Below are 19,522 nucleotides of genomic sequence, written 5' to 3' on the forward strand. Positions count from 1 at the left end.
CCCGGGCCGGAGTACAGCTCGCCGTGCGTTCCGACGACAGCCACGGACTCACGAGCGACACGCGTGACGACGTGCAGTTGCGGTTACCCCGTCGGACGGATCCGCCGGTAGAACGCCGTCGAGAACGCGGCGAAGAATCCCCCGAAGAGGCCACTGCACACCACCAGCAGAGCCACCAGTCCGACCGTCCCAGCCAGGCCCACGGTCGGGATGTCGACCGGGAGGACGTTCGCGAGTGGCGTCGCAGTTGCCCCGTCCACCCCTCTCCCCGGCCCGGAGAGCCGTGGCGAGGTGAGAAGCGAGAACAGTCCTCCGAACAGCCCGAAGGTGGCACCCGCGACCGCGGTAACGAGAGTGTACCCGAGCACGGCGACCAGGTTGTGTCGAACACACCAGACGCTTCGCTTGACCCCTTCGACCGCCCGGCGGTCGTCGACCACGATGGCGTGGCCGAAGAACTGGACGGCGAACGCGACGACGAGGTATCCGAGGAGCGCCAGGAGGCCGATCGCGCCGAGCGCCACGAGCGGAAGCGTGTGCAGTTGTCCACCGCTCTGGAAGAACAGGAGGCCGCCGACGATGGTGGCGAAGACGATGACGAACCCCAACACGAGGTTGACGGCGAACAGACTGAGGTAGACGACGAGCATCGACACGTAGTGGGCCTTCCCCTCGCGGGTCAGCGTCCCGATCGAGGTCCGGCCGTCGATCGCCTCGTTCGCCATGCCGATGACGCCGCCGAAGAAGAACGGCGTGACGAAGATCGTGATCCCGCTGAACCCCAGCGAGACGAGGCCACCGACGAGGGGATGAAGCGACTGCGCGACGAGCCCCGGCAGTTGGAGGAGGCTGAACGCCGCCGCGACGACGAACAGCGCGGGGTTTCGTCTCACCGCACCGACCGCTGTCTGGAGGGCTTCGAGGACTGCCATGTTCTGACGGCGCGATCCACTGATAAAGCAGTACTGGTGCGCACGATCGACGCGGCTCACGGCCCGTGATCCCGCGCTTGCGAACGCACCGAGGGGCCATCCGGGGGACCGTCGTGACCGACCGCGTCACGCGATTCGACCGTCGCGGCGACCGGGTAGCGTCACCGCCTCGCACAAACACCGGTTTGAGCTTTCACGGGGACTATGTCCGTCGCGGCGGCACGATCCCACATGGAGTTAGAGGAGTTCGCGAAAGCCAACGCCCCCGTCGAGGGTGGCGACGGGTTCCAGAAGGAGAACAAGCGACTCGTAGACATCCCGCTCGACGGGACGGTGATGATCAAAGCCGGATCGATGATCGCCTACACTGGCGACATGACCTTCACCGGGAAGTCCTCCGCCGAGGGAGGGATCACCGGCTTCGTCAAGAGCGCCGTGACGAACGAAGGGACACCCATCATGGAGGCCGAGGGTCACGGCCACCTCTACGTCGCCGACCAGGGCAAGAAAGCACAGATACTCGATCTCGACGCGGACGAGTCGATCTCGGTCAACGGCACCGACGTCCTCGCGTTCGAGTCCACGGTCGACTACGAGATCAGCACGATCGGGAGCCTCTCCGAAGCCGCTGCGGGGGGGCTGACGAACGTCTACCTCACCGGTCCCGGGCAGGTCGTCATCTCGACGCACGGCGACCCGCTCGTGGTCACGCCGCCGGTGTTCACCGATCCGGACGCGACCGTCGCGTGGAGCACGAACCTCTCGCCGTCGGTCGCGACCAACAAGAAACTGGAGATCGGTCAGACCTCCGGGGAGACCGTACAGATGGAGTTCACCGGCTCGGACGGGTTCGTCGTCATCCAGCCGTACGAGGAAGGCTCGCAGCTGTAAGCCGAGACCGGCCGGTACTCGTCTGGGAAGACCGCACCCGGATCCCGCGACTCGAAGGACGTCTTCTCGCCGTCGAAGACTCGCGCGGCGCAGTGGACCATGGCCGCGTCGAGGACGGTCGCCACGCTCGAAGAGACCGCGAGCACGCACGACAGCGCCCTGTCCGTGTAGCGGTCGTCGACGGACAGCGATCCGACGATCCCGAACCGGTACGCGACGGCCGCGAGGACGGCGAACGCGCTGTCGACGGCGGGTGGGTTCGGCGCGGGGAGGACGGCGAGCGTCGCGTGCTGCCTGAACACGTCGAGACCGCTGGACGTGATGTCGAAGCCACTGGCCGCGCCTCCGTTCCCGGGCCAGACCCCGCGGATGAGTGCACCCGTGATGGGATGAGTCACTGATGTGGTCGAGACGTTACACGCGTAAGCATGTAATCTGACAGTTTCGTGAGCGTCCTGGTCGTGAGTGAGTCGTCTGATCACCCGCGGGAGAGACAGTCGTGCCGAGGCAAGAGATATTCGGGCACCGGATCCGTCGGTCGATCCGTCCGCGGAGCCACGCCGGTCTTCCCCCCGCAGCGTCAGCCCTCGGACGGCTCACACGGACCCTGTCGCGAGCGAGTCGATCGGGTCGATCACAGCACTCCCTTCTCTTCGATCGACACGCGAACCCTCGGAAGAAACGACTTCCAGTCGCGCTCTGCGCTCACGGTGTCTTCGAGCACGGGTCGCTCGAACGCACCGCGGACGAACTGCGTCCCGGTGTCGGTGACGCCGAGGCTGTCGCCGCGTAACTCGTACGTCTCGCTGACGCGCTCGCCGGGGTCGAGCGGCCGGACGAGCGGCGTCGAGGTGGCCCCGTAGCTCAACAGGAGCACGCCGAGCGGGAGGAGGGCGGTTCCGGCGACCTGTACGTAGCCGACCGTGGCGTTCGCACCGAGTGCGCCCCGGCCGACGTAGCCGGGCCGGTATCCCCAGATGACGAGAAGGGCCGCGAGCAGCCAGACGCCCTTCGACGTCGCCACTGCTCGGCCCTCTTTGTGTGCGAGCGGGGACCAGCGAATCAGTCCTCCCGACTCGTGGCGGGGTTTATCAACTGTGGCTGACCGTTCCCCCTCTCTCCCTCGACCGCTGGCCCACCGTCGGCCGGGTCGCTTCGATCCGTCTCGGCTCCCTGGCCCCGCCCGGAGGCGTCGGCCGGCTTGCGGCACGTCTCGGGCGCGGACGGAGCCCCACCGCTGAGCTTCGACCGGGATACCTCGTCCGTGCGACAGAGGCAATCCGGTCGGCGCTGTCCGTGCTCGCCCGAAGAGACTGAAACCGTCGTTTGAACCTCCACAACCGATACTCGTGTGAGACGCGAACGGCAGGGTGGTGACATCCAATGGAAACACCGCCCGACCGGTCCCGACGCGCGATGCTCTCCGCCACCGCACTCGCCGGCCTCGGTTCCCTGGCCGGCTGTCTCGGGTCGACGTCAGAGCTCCCGGCGGTCGCCGACGCCGCCGACCCCGCCGCGGCAGAGACCACGGCGCCCGCCGAGCAGTGTCTGACCGACTTCCTCGACGGCGCCAACGGCTCCGACGAGTACACGGAACGGTACGGGCCGGACGCCGAGCCAACGCTCGTCGTCGGCGCGAGTCCGGAGGGGACCGACGCACACGACGCGTTCGACCCCGTCGTCGCCCGCGTGGTCCCCGGAACGACCGTCTCCTGGCTGTGGACGGGATACGGCGGCCCGCACAACGTCGTCGCCCTCGACGGATCGTTCGACAGCGGTGAGCCGATCGACAGCAACGGCACGCACTTCGAGCACACGTTCGCGGAGCCGGGCACGTACCGGTACGTCTCGGAGCCGGACCGAGACGAGGGGATGCGCGCCGTCGTCGAGGTCGCCGAACCGCCCTCCAGCGACTATCCGGCGGTCGACGAGTGGCTCGTCAACGCCGACGGCTACGACGGGACGATCCCGGACCGCCGCGAGTACTCGACGGTGACGATCACCGTCGGGTCGGTCGCCGACAGCGACGCCCTCGACTTCGCCCCGCCAGCGGTGAAGCTCTCGCCGGAGACGACCGTCAAGTGGGTGTGGAGCGGCGACGGCGGGCCACACAACGTCGCGTTCGAGGATCGCGACATCCGCCTCGACTCGTTCGAACCGGGCCCGGGCGTCCACTTCGAGCACACGTTCGAGGACACCGGCATCTACCGCTACGCGTGTGAGCCCCACGAGTCGCTCGGTCAGCGGGGAGCGATCGTCGTCGAGGAACAGCAGGACGGCTGAGCGCCGTTCTCCGACGCTCGGTCGGCGGGTGCGTGAGACGACCCGCGACTCATCGGGTTCGGTACCGTTTCGCAGTCGAGAGCCCGCCGAGGAGTGCGAACACCGCACCGATCCCCACGGCCAGCAGCGGGGCGTTCGACGTCTCGTGTCTCAAGAACGCGTCGTCGGGGTCGTCGGGGTCGACGTACGCCGTGACCGTCGTTCCCTCCTCGTACGCTCGAACGGCCGACTCGGCGGCCGACCGCGTATCGTACCTCGGTGCGATCTCCGCCGGGAACAGGTCGGTCCCCGTGTGGGAGTCGCCTCGGTACTCGTAGGCGAACTCGACCCGCGGTTCGTACTCGACGCCCGTTCCCGACGAGGGACTCGACTCCGTCTCGACGCCGACCTCGGTGATCGTCGCGTCGACCTCGACCGACTCCCGCACCGCGTCCGACTGCTGGACGTAATCGAAGACGCCGTAGCCGGTGACGCCGAGACCGATGACGAGCAAGACGACCGCGCCGCGGAGCGTCTCGGGCCCGTTGATGCTGATTCCCGTGTCGTCGGCCATGCTACAGACCACCACCGGTCGATCGTCGGTCGGGACTGCGAACGTCCGGCCGGCGTCGGCCACTCCCGGCCGCGTCACGACGAGAGCGGATCTCCGGTCCGGCCAGCGGGGGTCGCGGTCGGTAACGCCGCAGAAGCGGGCGGCGAACTGACGTCGCCGTGGGGGGGAGGGCAGTGCGCATCGGCTAGTCGACCGGCGTCCCCCAACAAAAACCCTCTGACGGGGCGACGCCAGCGGACCTCGGTGCCCCCGGCGGGCGGTGAGAGACGAGCTTCGCCGGTCGGGAGGCGTCTCGGGACCCGACCGACCGCGGCACCGCAACGCGGACCACCCGGACGCTATCGGCGTCGCCAGCGAGCGAGTGAGGCGAACCCGCCGACGGCCGTCACGACGAACGCCCCACCGCTGGCCACCAGTGCGGACGCCGCGAACAGGCGAACGGCCAGCGTGAACGCCGTCGCGAACGCCACGGCGGCGACCATCGACGCCACGGTGGTCCAGCCGACGGCCTTCCACGTCCGGTCGTACGGCGGCCAGCACTCGTTGTACGCGGTCGGGACGACGACGCCGACCGTCAGCAGGAGGAGGAAACTCCCGTCCGGTCCGAAGACGGTGCTGAACGCGTACGTGATCGGGAGGGCGACGAGGAGAGCCGTGTAGATGGTGACGTTTCGTTGCGCCCAGATTCGCTCGCGTATCGGAGTCTCCGTGGTCGTGGAGGGCACACTCTGCCGTGGTTGCCGGAGCGTGAAAAAAGTAGGAGCTCCTGAACGAGTGACGCCCGCCACACCGCTGTTCGGCCCGCGTTAGTCGAAGAACCGGCGCTGCAGTCATGCGCTCACTGACGGGCACGCCGGGAGGGGGTTTCGCGGGCGCGGAACGCGGCTCGGTGGAGGGTAAACGGGGAGCGAACAGGCTCCCCGCCCGGAAGGGTCGATGAGTTATGCGGCGGACACCGCCGACGGAGACCAGTACACAAAAAAGTCGCACCGTCGTTCGTCCACGTATCCGACAGTGAGTCTGCGCGAGCGTCTCTCGTCCGTGACGTTCTTCTTCGGTGGTGCAGCCGTCTTGCTCGGCGCGAACCTGCTGCCGCTCGTCGGCGTCGTCGCCCGGGGCTGGAGCCTCTGGTCGTTGCTTGTCGTCTACTGGGTCGAGGCGCTCAGTACGGTCGTTCTGGCCGCGATCAAGACGCTGTTCGCCGAACGCGGCTCACCGGGGGTTCCCGGCCAGATCGAACCGTTACACGAACTCCGGGAGAAACGGGGTGGGTTGAGGCTCCGGGAGTCGTGGCCACCGATCTACCCGCGGAACGTGCCGTTCGCGCTCTCGATGCTCGGGGTGTGGTCCGTGACGGTCCTTCCGTTGAGCGTGCTCTACTGGCTGTCGGTCGATCCGCCGACCGTGTTCTCGCTCGACCTCTTCCTCGGGATCGCTGCCCTGGTGGTCGCACAGGCGGTCGACTTCGTCTTCGAGTACATCGGCACCGAAGAGTACACCGACGTGTCTGCACGGGAGATCGTGCGAACGCCCGCGCAGTTGACCGTGATTCTCCTGTCGCTCGGCCTGTTCGCGACCGGTGGCGGCCGAGCCGGTGGACTGTTGATCCTCGTCGGGGTCGTCCTCGCGAAGGCGACCGCGTCGCTGTACCGCTTCTACGTCGAACACGTCGGGACGCCGATCCTCCGACTCGGTGACCGACTCACCGACGACGAAGAGCTCAGCGAGCCACCGCCGGAACTCGACCTCCCGGACAAAGCGGTACGGGCGCGAGCCACTGTCAGCGCGAAGTCGGTGTTGCTCGGGAGCGTCTGGTCGATCGCCTTCGGCTTCGCGAACCGGTTCGGCCTCGGTGTGCTCGCGCTCTCGGGACTCGCGGTCATCGCGGGTGAACCCGCGTGGATCGCCGTCGGTCTGCTCGCGGTCCTCGGGATCGTCGCCGCGCGGGTGCTCAGCTACTACTTCCGGTACGGGACGATCGAGTATCAGCGACGAGGCGACACGCTCGTCGCGTACGACACGCTGTTGGAGGCGCCGCAGTGGATCGTCACGGTCGATCCGTTCACCGACTTCTCGGTGAAGAACGCGATCGCCGACCGACTGCTCGGGACGGGGACACTGACCGTTTCGGGCGTCGAGTCGCTCGACCGGGGCGACGTGCAGGTGGGGCCGGTCGCCGACATCGACCGCGTCGTCGAGACGCTCGAACTCCCGGTCGAAGAGACGGCGCGACCCGAGCGGGACCTGGCGGTGATCGGTGCCGCGGGCGTGTTGCTGCTGTGTTTCGTCGCCGTGCCGGTGGGGCTGTTCTTCACCTCCCGTATCAGCGACGGGATGGCGGTTGCGATCGCAATCGTGTGCGGGCCGTTTCTGTTGCTCCCGATCGGCGTGCTGCTCTGGGCTGCGTTCTCGCGGATCTGAGTCACACCCCGACTAGCGTCGACGGACGCTGATCTCTCCGTCTTGGATCGATCTCGGTATGGGTCCGTCCGAGACAGTGGCCCGTGTGTCCGGTCGAGTTATGTGTCGGGGACCGCAGTCAGCGGTGAAGATGCCCTCCTCGACCAGCAGTCCCCCGCACGTGGGGGCCGTCCACACGCACGGCGCTGACGGACGGACACACTGAACGGACGAGTGGCCACACGGAGCGGAGAAAACGGACGAACGGACACGCGGAACGAACGGAACGGACGAACGGTCACATCCCACGCGGGTGGTCTCCGGGCGTCCTCAATCACCCCTCTGGATCGACTCGGTTCCCGTGGGTGGCCGACAGAACGGTCCCAGCGCGTCCACCGGACCGTGACGATGTACGACCGCGGGCCGCCAACCTCCTACGAGGTGATCGACGAGTGGGTCGACGGCGTCGGCCTGTCTCTCCTCGTCACGGTCTGCATCCCTGCCGCCTCATATCTGTACGCCGTCGGACGCTACCGGCGATACACGGTGGACTGAGTCGACAGGGTCGCAGGTCGCGTCGTTCTTTACCGCGAGGAGGATGTCACCGGTGCGACGACTACCTCGGGTCACCCGTGAAGCAGTGCCGTTCTCCGTTCGGGCGGCCGCAACGGCTCTTCGTTTCTCGACCATCATATAGATTTTGTATGTAGTTCAGACAGACGATACGAGCTCTTCAGTTGGATCACCAACTCGTTCGTGAGACGATTCAGGAGCCGACACGCAGACGGCAGCGTGTGTTCGTTGGACCGGCTGTCTGTCCCACGAAGCGGTAGCCGAAGAGGACGAACGCTGGCAACTGTCCGTCGAACTCGGCCGATCCGGAGAGAGAGGTTCGAAACGGTATGAGTCGGTTACGTAGAGGGGCGAACGAGAGTTCCGCTCCGGGCAGTCACGAGGGGCACGACGCCGTTGTCATCGTCTGCCGTCGACGACGCGAGACAGTCCTGGTTGCACTCGCTGAACGTCCTTCCGACGACGGCGCAGAGGCAGATCGTCCGAACGAATATACATATGGAAAATGGTACGACGACAAAAGTATCAAATGTATGAATTCGGGAACGTGAGACGTTCGAGGGTGACACTCGGCACCGGAGCGAGCGCTGGAGCGGCGTGTCGTCCGCGCAGGCCCCGGAGGCACCGTCTCACCGCGAGACGGACAGCGACCCGCCCAGTGTGTTCACGAACCCGACACCCGGCGACGTCCACCGGTAGCGACGAGCAGCACGCCCCAGACGGTGAGCGAGAGGGCCGCGACGGCGAGATAGCGGTACATGACTTGGACGCCGACACCGTCGACGAGCCACCCGATGACGGCCTCGCCAAGCGTACCGCCGGCGCCGATCCCGACGCTCGTGACGAGCGTCTGCGCGGTCGAATCCAGCCCGCGTGGCGCGCAGTCGTGCGCGACGTTGACGAGCGCGAAGTAGACGAGTGCGACCCCGACGCCCATGGCGAGGTTGGCCGCGAGGACGGGCCAGATCGAAGGAAAGAACGACAGCGTGAGGAAGCCACCGGCGTACGACGCGCCCGCGAGCACGACGGCGACACCGTGCCACCTGTCGAGCCGCGAGAGCGCGAGGAACACGATCACTTCGGCGACCGTCTTCGTCGCCCACGCAACCCCGGTCAAGCCGTCACCGAGGCCGACGGCCCGCATGTACACCGAGAAGAAGGCACTCCCCGAAAAGGAGATGAACCCCATCGCGAACGCGGCCAGCAACACGATCAGGTAGCGCGGCTGGCGGACGAGTCCGAGCGCCTGGCCGCCGAGCGAGCCTTCGAACACCTGGCCGTCGACCGACGGCACCCCACGGAGCAACGCGAACAGGACGACCATGCCGGCGATGTAGACGTAGACGATGACGGAGACGCCGGTCCACGCCAGGCTGGCCCCGAGGACGAACACGGTCGATCCGAACGCGAGCGATCCGAAGCTCCGTGTCAGCGCGTAGTTGTACCCCCGGGAGACGACCAGCGCGTTCGCGATCGGGACGATCGGTGCCCTCGTCGCCGCGTACGCGACGGTCCCGACCGCGACGACGAGGAAGGTGTCGCCCGGGAGTTCGACACTCAACGGGTAGCTCAGGATCGCGATCGCCGAGAGGGCCGCCGCGATGGTGATGGTCCGGCTCGGCGACTGCGTGTAGTCCGCGACGACCCCCCAGACCGGCTGTGCGAGGACGCCGCTCGCCACGAGGAGCGATCCCAACAGCCCCATCTGGACGCCGCTCATCCCCAGTTCCTGATAGAAGACGTTCCGGTAGGCGACGAACCCGCTGAAGGCCGCAAAGTAGACGAAGTAGATCGCCTGATACCGCCGTGCGCTCTCCATGGGTTCGTGGCAATCCGGACCACCTACCTTACTGTTTTGCATTCGGTGCCGGCTCCGCCTCTCGGAGACGCCGGCGTCCCAGCCGTCCCCTCTCGGATCCGTGGGAAACCAAAGATATATATTACCCCAGAACAGAGGCTATATTGTACTACATAGCAGTGTATAGTATATGTATCGAAGCAGTGAGTACCCACGTCGGCACGCGGTCGCCACCGGGCGTCCGGCGGCGCCGTCACCGTGTCCGCACCTTCGGCCAGCTCCTGATCGCTCCATGAGACCGTCGAACCCGACGGCGTGTTCGGAGCGGCCGCTCCGGTGTCCGCGGAGCGACAGCCCGAGCCACCGTTCCCCGGAACCATGATCGAAGGTGCCGGAAGCCTCCCGCACGGCTCGATCGTGTTCGACCTGTTCGTCGCGGCGGCACTGGGGATGTTGCTCGGTCTCGAACGCGAGTGGTCGAACAAGTCCGCCGGGATCAGGACGTTCACCCTGACGAGCCTCATCGGCGCGGCCGCGATGACCGTCGACGAGCCGGTCATCCTCGCCCTGGGCGGGGTGTTGGTTCTCATGCAGGCGGGTCTCCTCGGCGTCAGGGGACTCATGTCGGAGGCACAGAACCCGGAGACAGACGCCGTCCGCGGGCTCTCACTGACGACCTCGACCTCGTTGCTCGTCGCGTACGTCGTCGGGATCCTCGTCGTCGCGGGCGACGTCCTCATCGGCGTCATCATCGCCATCACCTCGTCGTTTCTGCTCGTGCTCCGGCGCGAGCTTCACGGCTTCGCCAACCAGCTGTCGCGCGAGGAGGTGCGGAGCGCTGCCGAGTTCGCGATCATCGCGTTCGTCGTCTACCCGCTCCTCCCGAGCGGAACGTACGGGCCGTGGGACGCCATCGATCCGAAGCTCGTCTGGCTGCTCGTCATCGCCGTCAGCGGGATCGGATTCGTCAACTACGCCGTGATGCAGCGGTACGGGAGCCTCGGCATCGCCGTCACGGGCTTTTTTGGTGGGCTGGTGAACTCGACGGCCGTCATCGGCGAGATCGCGGGACGGGCCCGGGACAACGTCGGCATCGTCCAGGTCGCCGTCGGGACGGTGCTGATGGCCGACGCGGCAATGGCGATCCGAAACCTCTCGATCGTCGTCTTCTTTATCCCGGGCTCCGCGCTCGGCGTCGGCCTGCCGCTCGGGCTCATCGCGGTCGGCGGCGTCGTCCTCGCACTGCGCGACACAGACTGGCACGGCGATCTCGAACTCGACTTCGACTCGCCGTTCAGCAGCACGAACGCGCTCAAGTTCGGGACCGTCTTCCTGGTCGTCTTGGTCCTCACGGCCGGAGCACAGAATCTCTTCGGCTCGACGGGATTTCTGTTGACCAGCTTCCTGAGCGGGCTCGTCTCGAGCGGGACGACCACGACGACGGCGGTGACGCTGAACTCCACGGGGCAGATCTCCTCGGACCTCGCGGCGCAGGGCGTCCTCGTCGGGACCCTCTCCAGCATCCTCGTCAAGATCGCGCTCGCGGCGAGCATCAACCGATCGCTCCTCACGCCCGTCGTCCGGAAGTCGGCGTACCTCTCGGCGATCGGCCTCCTCGGCGCAGCGCTCACCGTCCAGTTCCTCTGAGCCCTCGCGTCAGGGGGCCAGAGCGAGACTCGGCCGAAACTCGGAGCCGGATTCAGCGTAATTCGAGGTGGACCCCCCGACCTCAAGGAGCGACCGAAGCGTAGCGATGGGAGCGAGTAGGTCGGGGAGGAAACCGACACGGTACGACGCAACCGGCATACTGCGACCGACCGACTCCCGAACGTATAATTACCGTCGGATCTCCTCTGAAGTATGGACGTGCGTCGAACCGCCGTCGTGAAACTCAGTACATCACAAAGCCGGTTAGTTGAGACGTCTGCTTGCTGAAGGTGTGTCTACGACCCAGCAAGCAGACGGTGAGATTCACGAGGACCAGCTTCTTAACTTCCTCGTCAACTCCCTTGACGAGGAAGTTGCTCTTACATTCGCTGAAAACGCTGAGATCGACGCTGAAGACATCTACGAGGTCCTCGTCGGCGCGTGCGCCGACGGGACCTCGGTCTCGACGCTCTGTAAGAGAAGCGAAGATGCACCCCACGAAAACTCGGTTCTCTACCATCTCCGCACTAAGTTCGACCTCGAGACGCTCGAACAAGTCGGGAACACGCTCCTCCAGAAGGACGTTCTCGACGTCCTCCCCGAGCAGGTGGAGGTCGTTGCGGACCTCCACCTGCGACCCTACTACGGTGACGAAGACGACACAGAGGGCCTCTACCACTCGGAAGCGAAACGTGGAACGACCGCGTTCCACGCGTACGCGACGCTGTACGCACGCGTGAAGAACAAACGCTACACGCTGGCGGTGCGCCGTCTCGAAGACGGCGACACCGCCAGTAGCGTCCTCGCAGAGTTTCTCGGGATCCTCGACGGCCTTGACCTCGACGTCAAGGCCGTCTATCTTGACCGCGAATTCTACGACAGCAAGTGTTTGACACTGCTTCACGCGCACAACCACGCGTACGTCATGCCGATCGTCCGCTGGGGACGGACGATCAAGCGAGAACTCTCGGAAGGCTGGAGTCGCGTGATTCAGCACAACCTGACGGCGAAACTCGACGGTCACAGCTGGACCGTCGAGTTTCCCGTCTACATCGACTGCACCTACCAGAACGGGAGGTACGACGGGCATGGGGTGGCGCGTCACGGCTATGCCGCTGACGCGCCGTTCATCAACACTCCACGAGACGCCCGATACCACTACGCGAAACGCTTCGGTATCGAGGCAAGCTACCGGCTCTCCGAGCAAACGATTGCGACGACTACGACACAGAATCCGGTCGTACGGCTGTTATACGTCGTGGTGAGTTTGCTGTTACAGAACGTGTGGCGGTATCTGCACTGGGAGTACGTGGCGATGCCCCGCCGAGGCGGGCGTCGCCTCTGGGAGTGGTCGTACAAGGAGTTCACCAACATGATGCGACGCGCAGCGTGGACGGCCCTCGCGACGCGTCGGGCCGTCCCCGCAAACCGGCCACCGGACGACCGATTTAGCCGGTAATCTCCGACTGGGCTAACCAGCGGTGTGAGTGGCGACGCTGTCGCGTCGGCGGCAGCCGCCGCCGACAGCGACAGCTCTCCATCGGTTCGCCCAAAATTCTCACGTCGAGACCCCCAGTGCAACCGCTCCGCCACAGAACTCAGGCTTCAGAAACAGCTAGCCGAGGATCCTTTGTGAGGTACTGAAACTCGCTGTTTCCGACGAGCAACGCGACGCACTCCACCGAACCGCCGATCAATACCTGTACTGCGCGAACCGAACCGCTGATTACTGCTGGTCGGACACCTCCTACACCGAGTGCAAGATCAACAAACGGCAGGTTCGTGACGCACTCTACTCCGAACTTCGAGAGGAGACGGACTTACAGGCACAACTCGTCCAAGCCGCCATCAAACGCGCCATCGAAGCCGTCAAAGGCGTTATCGAACGGTGGAAGAAGGGACAGCGCGTCTCCTGTCCGACATTCACCGCCGAGACAATGGATTACGACACGCGAAGCGCGACCTTCTACCGCAACAAGGTGTCGCTGGCAACTGTCGCGGGCCGGGTTGAACCCTCGTTCGTTCTCCCGGCAGATAGCCCGACGCCCTACGAGCGGTACGTACTTTCCGAGGATTACGAGTTCCGCGAGAGTACACTACAGTACGATTCGACAACCGACGAGTTCTACCTCAAAACCTCGACTCGGTGGACAGACGGCGACGACGTAGAGGTTTCGGCAGATACCGAGCACCCCGACCAAACGGTCCTCGGTATCGACCTCGGCGTCAACAGTCTCGCCGTCTCCTCAACCGGCACGTTCTGGCAGGGAGACGACTACAACCACTGGTGCCGCGAGTTTGAGAAGCGACGTGGTGAGATGCAACAGCGCGGCACGCAAGCCGCGCACAACGCCGTGCGTCGCCTCGGGAAGCAAGAAGAAGCGTGGCGGAAACAGTACATCCACACCGTCGCTAACGAACTCGTGGCGGAAGCCGTCGAACACGATTGCGACGTTATCGCGTTCGAGGACTTGACCGACATACGCGAGCGACTTCCACACGCGAAGTGGCACCATATCTGGGCGTTCCGACGCCTGTACAGGTACGTTGAGTACAAAGCGCCCGAGCAGGGCGTTTCCGTGGAGCAAGTCGAGCCGAACCACACGTCCCAACGCTATTCTCGGACGGACTGTGGGTTCACGCACAAAGACAACCGCCACGGAGAACACTTTGAGTGCCAGAAGTGCGGGTACGAGGTGAACGCGGACTATAATGGCGCGAAGAATATCGGGCTACGCTACGCCCGGAAGCGGACACATAGACGCCAGTCCTCGCCCACGTCGGGGAGCGGAGACGCAGAAGTAGACCTGCGTATAAATGGTGGGACGTTGAACGGCGGGAGTCACCAGCCTGTTGCTGGCGACTAATCGCCGGGAGTCCACATCAAAGCCCCATCACCAGAACCGCAGGTTCTGGTTAGCAGTCAGAAGCTCCGCTTCTGACGACACTCTCAAGCACCGAGGCGTGGAGTCGTTCGAGACGGCTTCGCCGTCTCGTGATGACGAGAGAGCTTCGCTCTCTCGGACCACGCCGAGGGAGTAGGGTGGGGTAGTTTACACGACGTCCCACCGGTCGACGAACAGTCCGTCGACTCCCGCGTCGACGACCCGCTCGGCCGTCTCCGCGTCGTCGATCGTCCACGTGTTGACCGCGAGCCCCTCGTCGTGGGCGTCCGCGACGAACGACGTGCCCAGCACCATCTCGTAGTCGGGGTTGATCGCGACACAGTCGAGATCGGTGGCGATCGACCGGCTGCTCTCCGGGCTCTCGTTGGTGACGAACGCGAGGGGCGCGTCGGCGTCGCGCTCGCGGAGCTCGCGGAGTGCGGTCGGCGAGAACGAGGAGAACAGGACCTCGTTGTCGACCGCTCCCGCGGCTTCGAGTACCTCGTCGGCCATCCCCTCGTGTTTGAGTTCGACGTTGACGGCCGTCTCCGACGGGACCGCCTCGAGGAGCGCCACCAACAGCGGGATCCGCTGGTCGCTGTCGAGCACCGTGAGCTCCGACAGCGTCTCCCAGTCGGTCGTCGACACCGAGCCGGTGGCGTCGGTCAAGCGATCGAGTTCGTCGTCGTGGAAGACGACGAGTTCGCCCGAGCCACACCGCTGGACGTCGATCTCGATCATGTCGACGTGGGGGGCCGACTCCCTGACCGCGAGCAGGGTGTTCTCGGGGTACTGATCGGCACACCCCCGGTGACCGATGAGCCGCACGTCGCGGTCGGTCGCCTCGGTTTCCGTCGCTGTTCCGTCTCCGTCTGTCTCTGTCGACTGGTCTGACATCGTTGATCCGTCGGGTTCCACGCTCGTCCCGCCGACACAGCCCGCGAGCGACGTCACGAGCGTGCCACCGGCGGCGCACAGTACCGCTCTTCTCGACCTGTGTCTCTCGGTCATGGGGTCCGTCCTTCGTCTCTGAGGGTCGGGCCACACGGCGTGTGTCGTCACGCCGCGCCGTGTGGGTCGGCGCTCAACGCTCCGAGGTGATCGGTTCCGCGGCGACCTCTTCGGCCGGCGTCGAGTGGTAGAGCACGTCGCCGGTCTCCGCATCGAACAGGTGAAGCCGTTCCTCGTTGAAGCCGACCTCGATCGTGTCTCCCGGCTGGATCCGGCTTCTTGGCTCGACCTTGACCTGGAGCTCGTCGCCGCCAACGTCACAGTGCAGCAGGAGCAACTCGCCGAGCGGTTCGCGCACCGTGACGGTCGCCTCGAACGTCTCGACTCCCTGTGGCAGGTTGGATGCGAGCGAGACGTCCTCGGGGCGGACACCGAACGTCACCTCCGCGTTCGCGGCCTCCGCGAGCCCGCTCCCGTCCGGGAGACCGATGGTGAAGCCGTCGTGGTCGACGACGTAGCCGCGGTCGCGCTGTCTCACGGTCGCGGGGAAGACGTTCATCGCGGGCTCGCCGATGAACTCCGCGACGAACCGGTTCGACGGAAAGTCGTACAGCTCTTGGGGCGGGGCGACCTGCTGGAGTTCGCCGTGGTTCAACACGGCGACCCGATCGCCGAGCGTCATCGCCTCGGTCTGGTCGTGGGTCACGTAGATGGTTGTCGTGTCGAGTTCGCCGTGGAGTTTGAGCAGTTCGGCTCGCATCTGGACACGCAGCTTCGCGTCCAGGTTCGACAGCGGCTCGTCCAGGAGGAACACCTTCGGCTCCCGGACGAGCGCCCGCCCGATGGCGACGCGCTGGCGCTCGCCGCCCGAGAGCTCCTTCGGCTTCCGGCCGAGCAGGTCGGTGATGTCGAGCGTCTCGGCCGCCTCTTCGACCCGGCGGTCGATCTCGTCGTCGGAGAAGTCGCTGACCGACTTCATCCCGAACTTCATGTTCTGGGCCGCGCTCATGTGGGGGTACAGCGCGTAGTTCTGGAACACCATCGCGATGCTCCGGTTCTTCGGCGGGACGTCGTTGACAGTCTGGCCGCCGATCTGCAGCGTGCCCTCGGTGATGTCCTCGAGCCCGGCGATCATCCGGAGCGTCGTCGACTTGCCGCAGCCGGAGGGACCGACGAGCACCAGGAACTCGCCGTCGTTGATATCGAGATCGACGTCTCGGACGGCGACCACGTCGTCGTAGCGTTTCTTCAGGTTTTGGAGCGTAATGCGTGCCATGGTGATCACTTCTGTTGGATCGCGAACGTCTTCAGGAGCGGGCGGTGCAGCACGATGAGGACGAAAAGCGGTGGGAGCAGCGCGAGGACCGCGCCGGCCATGATGAGTCCCCACTGGGTGAGACCGGCCTGGGCGGACCCCTGCAGGTAGCGGATGCCGACCTGGACGACCTGGCTGCTCTTGTCCGTGACGGCGACCAGCGGCCAGAGGAACTGGTTCCAGGCGTAGATGTAGGTGATGACGCAGACGCCGGCGATCATCCCCTTCGACATCGGGATGAGCACCCGGAAGAGGAACGTCAGTGGGCCGACGCCGTCGAGCCGGGCCGTCTCGACGAGCGAGGAGGGGATGGACATGAAGTGCTGTCTGAACAGGAACACCGCCGTCGCGCTCGCGATGTACGGCCCGGTCAGCGCGATCATCGAGTTCGTCCAGCCGAGATCCGCCATGAGCTGGAACAGCGGGACGATACGGACCGGGACGGGCAACAGCAGCGTCAGCAGGATGAACATGAACACGCCCCGTTCGTAGGGGAGTTCGTAGTAGACGAGCGCCAGCGCCGCGAGCAGCGACAGCGACACCTTGCCGATCACGATGATGATGCTCATCACGAAGGAGTTCAGCATGTAGGTGCTGAAGTTGAAGTCCGTCAGCGCACGCTCGTAGTTGGCAAGCCCCTGGCTCCCGATCCCGAGGTTCGTCACCTGGTACACCTCTGTGGTCGTCTGCGTGCTCATGATCATCGCGAGGACGAGCGGCAGCGACATCAGGACGATCGAACTGATGATGCCGATCTGCATCAGCAGGTTCTCGGGGAGCGGTAGCCTGCTCGTCAGGGAATCGGCGGGGGCCGTGGGTTGGGTTTCGGTTGCCATCTGTGTCACGCTCCGTACTGGGCGTAGTCTTCGGACACCCGGATCTGGACGTACATCAGGATCGCCACGAGGACGAACAGGACGACTGACTCGGCGGATGCCAGGCCGAGGCTGCTGAACTCGAACGCGTCACGGTACAGTTTGAAGATGAGGAGGTTGGTCGACCCGCTCGGGCCACCGCTGGTCATCAGATCGACGAGCGGGAACGTCGAGAAGAACGAATAGATGGTGTTCATCACGACGAGGAAGATGAGCGTCGGTGAGATGAGGGGAACGTACACCTTGTACAGCATCTTGAGCCGACCGACGCCGTCGATCTGTGCGCTCTCGGTCAGCGTCTCGGGGATGTTGTTGAGCGCGGCCACGATGAAGATGATGTTGTACCCCAACTGCTTCCAGATGGCGACGATGGCCAGGACGATGAACGCCTGTGTGCCGTTGTTGAACCAGTCGAGCGTCCACGGCGTCAGGAGTTCGAGGTAGTACGTGAAGATGCCGAGGTTCGGGTGGAGGAGGAAGTTCAGGAGGATGGCCGCGACCGCCGGCGGGAGGGCGTAGGGCCAGATCGCCGCGACCAGATACGTCGACGACCCGACGGCGACCTCGAACAGCATGTAGCCGACGAGCAACGAGAGGACGAGCGTCCCCGCGACGACGAGGGCGGCGAAGGCCACCGAGATGCCGAAAACTGTTCTGATACTCCGGCGACGTCGCCAGGTCGACGAAGTTCTGGATCCCGACCCAGGTGCGCTGTTGGCCGAGAAACAGCGTCTTGTACAGACTCAGCCTGAACGTCTCGATCGCCGGATAGTAGAGAAACCCCACCAGGACGGCGAAGGTCGGCACCAACAACAGTGCCGCCTGGAACCTCGAATCAAACGGTTTGACCTGTGATGCCATATGAAACGGTGTCGGAGCCGGGTACTTAATTGCTACTGCTTCGCCGGACGGCGCGGCCTAGTTGCCGCCGCTGTAGTTGCCGGAGTAGCCTTCGAGCGCGCTCTGGACGTCGTTGTCCATCTTCGTGAGGCCGTCCTCGACCGACATATCGCCGTTGAGGATGCTCACCGACGTCTCCGAGTTGATCGTCCGCGCCCGCGGCCAGACGCCCATCACCGCGCCGCGCGTCGCGGGCGTGTCCTCGGTGTCCTGCAGTTGTTCGAACGCCGTGCTGAAGTTGGGGTTCTCGTCGAACCAGCCCTCGCTCTGGAGCTGGTCGATCGCCCCCTGTCGCACGGGGAAGTAGCCGCTGTTGCGGTGCCAGCGGGCCTGTTGTTCCGGCTTGGAGATCCAGGCGAGGAACTGGCCGGCCGCCTGTTTCTTCTCGTCGGACAGCGCGCTGGGGACCCACAGCGACCCCCCGCCGATGACGACGCCGGTGTTCGCGCCGTTCGGCGTCGGGAGATACGCCGACCCGAGCTCGAAGCCGTTCTCCTCCGCACCCGCTTTCATCGACACCATGTTCGAGGTGGAGTCCCAGAGCATCGGGACCTTCTGCGTGAGGAACGCCTGCCGGGCCTCCCCCCACGCCTCGATGCCGGGGTTCAGGTAGAGTCCCTCGTCGGCCATCCCCTTCCACCAGCTGTAGACGTTACGGCCGGCTTCGCTGTTGTAGTTGGTCTCGGTCGGACGCCCCTCCCGCCCGTTCTGCTTGTTGACCAGCACCTGGTCCTGCTTGGCGAACTGCTGTTCGATCTGCATCCAGGAGTGGTTCGGCCAAGAGATCCCCTGCTGCATGTCGGTCTGGTCGACGATCGTGCTCGCAGCGTCGCGCACTCCCGAGAGGCTCCGCGGCGGGCTCTCGGGGTCGAGCCCGGCTTCCTCGAACGCCGTCTTGTTGTACAGCATGATGGTGTTCGAGGAGTTGAACGGCATCGAGTTCAGCTGGCCGTTGATGCGGTAGTAGTTCAGCACCGACGGGAGGAAGTCGTCGAGGTCGATCTGGTCCTCGGGGAGGATCTCCCGGACGGGCGTGAACGCCCCGCTGTCGAGACAGAGCCGTGTGCCGATCTCGAAGATCTGTGCGACGCCCGGCGGATCACCGGCACGCGAAGCCTGCAGTGACTGGTTGAGGTTCTGGCGGTAGCCGCCTTTGTTGACCGCCTGGACGGTGACGCCGTCGGTCTGCTCGGAGAACTCGTTCGACATGTCCTCCAGCGTCGACCCGAGTTCGCCGCCGAAGATGTGCCAGAATTCGATGCTGACGTCGCTGCTGCCGCCACTGCTCGTGGAGCCACCGCTGGTATCACTCCCACTGCCTCCGTCACCGGACCCACCATCGCCGGATCCTCCGTCTCCCGAGCCGCCGTCCCCGCCGCTGTTGCCGGTACAGCCGGCGAGCGCGACCACTGTTCCCGCTCCTGCACCTTTGATGAACTTCCGACGTGATGAATTAACCATCGCCGCTTAACTGTCTACATGGTGTCTTAATAAAAATTTTGGGAGAGTCACTCGATCC

Annotated in this window: 17 protein-coding genes and 1 pseudogene; 7 read left to right on the forward strand and 11 right to left on the reverse strand. The window is 65.2% G+C overall.

Going from position 1 to position 19,522, the window contains the following annotated elements; genetic code table 11:
• Positions 1–83 precede the first annotated feature (83 nt).
• On the reverse strand, positions 84–932 hold the full coding sequence (locus NKJ07_RS00525) for a DUF7847 domain-containing protein (RefSeq protein ID WP_318568664.1): 849 nt from the start codon (positions 930–932) through the stop codon (positions 84–86).
• A 231-nt stretch (positions 933–1,163) separates the two neighbouring features.
• Between NKJ07_RS00525 and NKJ07_RS00530 the strand changes: the two genes are divergently transcribed.
• Complete coding sequence (locus NKJ07_RS00530; RefSeq protein WP_318568665.1) at positions 1,164–1,823, forward strand: AIM24 family protein; 660 nt, start codon at positions 1,164–1,166, stop codon at positions 1,821–1,823.
• Here the strand turns inward: NKJ07_RS00530 and NKJ07_RS00535 are convergent.
• Positions 1,733–2,221: a hypothetical protein gene (locus NKJ07_RS00535; protein WP_318568666.1), complete on the reverse strand. Its 489-nt coding sequence runs from the start codon at positions 2,219–2,221 to the stop codon at positions 1,733–1,735. The genes NKJ07_RS00530 and NKJ07_RS00535 overlap by 91 nt on opposite strands.
• A 236-nt stretch (positions 2,222–2,457) precedes the next feature.
• Complete coding sequence (locus NKJ07_RS00540) at positions 2,458–2,847, reverse strand: DUF8130 domain-containing protein (protein ID WP_318568667.1); 390 nt, start codon at positions 2,845–2,847, stop codon at positions 2,458–2,460.
• Between the two features lie 359 nt (positions 2,848–3,206).
• On the opposite strand from NKJ07_RS00540, the gene NKJ07_RS00545 reads away from it, so the two are divergent.
• Complete coding sequence (locus tag NKJ07_RS00545; RefSeq protein ID WP_318568668.1) at positions 3,207–4,106, forward strand: halocyanin domain-containing protein; 900 nt, start codon at positions 3,207–3,209, stop codon at positions 4,104–4,106.
• Positions 4,107–4,155: 49 nt separating this feature from the next.
• Here the strand turns inward: NKJ07_RS00545 and NKJ07_RS00550 are convergent, their stop codons facing one another.
• Together NKJ07_RS00550 and NKJ07_RS00555 are read right to left on the reverse strand one after the other, a co-directional pair.
• Positions 4,156–4,659: a DUF3592 domain-containing protein gene (locus NKJ07_RS00550; RefSeq protein WP_318568669.1), complete on the reverse strand. Its 504-nt coding sequence runs from the start codon at positions 4,657–4,659 to the stop codon at positions 4,156–4,158.
• Positions 4,660–4,997: 338 nt separating this feature from the next.
• Entirely contained in the window at positions 4,998–5,384 is a 387-nt protein-coding gene (locus NKJ07_RS00555) for a hypothetical protein (protein ID WP_318568670.1), read from the reverse strand.
• A 289-nt stretch (positions 5,385–5,673) separates the two neighbouring features.
• Between NKJ07_RS00555 and NKJ07_RS00560 the strand changes: the two genes are divergently transcribed.
• Both NKJ07_RS00560 and NKJ07_RS00565 read left to right on the forward strand, forming a co-directional pair.
• Positions 5,674–7,080: a DUF6498-containing protein gene (locus NKJ07_RS00560; RefSeq protein ID WP_318568671.1), complete on the forward strand. Its 1,407-nt coding sequence runs from the start codon at positions 5,674–5,676 to the stop codon at positions 7,078–7,080.
• A gap of 387 nt (positions 7,081–7,467) precedes the next feature.
• Entirely contained in the window at positions 7,468–7,614 is a 147-nt protein-coding gene (locus tag NKJ07_RS00565; RefSeq protein WP_318568672.1) for a hypothetical protein, read from the forward strand.
• A gap of 682 nt (positions 7,615–8,296) precedes the next feature.
• On the opposite strand, the gene NKJ07_RS00570 is transcribed toward NKJ07_RS00565, so the two are convergent.
• Entirely contained in the window at positions 8,297–9,451 is a 1,155-nt protein-coding gene (locus NKJ07_RS00570) for an MFS transporter (RefSeq protein WP_343230464.1), read from the reverse strand.
• 357 nt (positions 9,452–9,808) lie between these two features.
• Between NKJ07_RS00570 and NKJ07_RS00575 the strand changes: the two genes are divergently transcribed.
• The 3 genes from NKJ07_RS00575 to NKJ07_RS00585 all read left to right on the forward strand — a co-directional run bounded on the left by NKJ07_RS00575 (position 9,809) and on the right by NKJ07_RS00585 (position 13,944).
• A complete protein-coding gene (locus NKJ07_RS00575; protein ID WP_318568673.1) occupies positions 9,809–11,077 on the forward strand; it encodes an MgtC/SapB family protein in 1,269 nt (422 codons plus the stop codon).
• Between the two features lie 292 nt (positions 11,078–11,369).
• A complete protein-coding gene (locus NKJ07_RS00580; RefSeq protein ID WP_318568674.1) occupies positions 11,370–12,536 on the forward strand; it encodes an ISH3 family transposase in 1,167 nt (388 codons plus the stop codon).
• 181 nt (positions 12,537–12,717) lie between these two features.
• Positions 12,718–13,944, forward strand: coding sequence for an RNA-guided endonuclease InsQ/TnpB family protein (locus NKJ07_RS00585; RefSeq protein ID WP_318570511.1), 1,227 nt, complete (start codon positions 12,718–12,720; stop codon positions 13,942–13,944).
• A gap of 186 nt (positions 13,945–14,130) precedes the next feature.
• Here the strand turns inward: NKJ07_RS00585 and NKJ07_RS00590 are convergent, their stop codons facing one another.
• The 5 genes and pseudogenes from NKJ07_RS00590 to NKJ07_RS00610 all read right to left on the reverse strand — a co-directional run bounded on the left by NKJ07_RS00590 (position 14,131) and on the right by NKJ07_RS00610 (position 19,464).
• Positions 14,131–14,859 (reverse strand): glycerophosphodiester phosphodiesterase, encoded by a 729-nt coding sequence (locus tag NKJ07_RS00590; protein WP_318568675.1) that lies wholly within the window; start codon positions 14,857–14,859, stop codon positions 14,131–14,133.
• Positions 14,860–15,046: 187 nt separating this feature from the next.
• Positions 15,047–16,189, reverse strand: coding sequence for an ABC transporter ATP-binding protein (locus NKJ07_RS00595; protein WP_318568676.1), 1,143 nt, complete (start codon positions 16,187–16,189; stop codon positions 15,047–15,049).
• 5 nt (positions 16,190–16,194) lie between these two features.
• Entirely contained in the window at positions 16,195–17,064 is an 870-nt protein-coding gene (locus NKJ07_RS00600; protein ID WP_318568677.1) for a carbohydrate ABC transporter permease, read from the reverse strand.
• Between the two features lie 5 nt (positions 17,065–17,069).
• Positions 17,070–17,964, reverse strand: a pseudogene (locus NKJ07_RS00605) (carbohydrate ABC transporter permease).
• Between the two features lie 57 nt (positions 17,965–18,021).
• The gene (locus NKJ07_RS00610; protein WP_318568678.1) at positions 18,022–19,464 is read right to left on the reverse strand and encodes an ABC transporter substrate-binding protein; all 1,443 of its coding nucleotides are present in this window, start codon (positions 19,462–19,464) and stop codon (positions 18,022–18,024) included.
• Between the last annotated feature and the right edge of the window lie 58 nt (positions 19,465–19,522).

This window comes from Salinigranum marinum (assembly GCF_024228675.1).
GTDB classification, from domain to species: Archaea; Halobacteriota; Halobacteria; order Halobacteriales; family Haloferacaceae; genus Salinigranum; species Salinigranum marinum.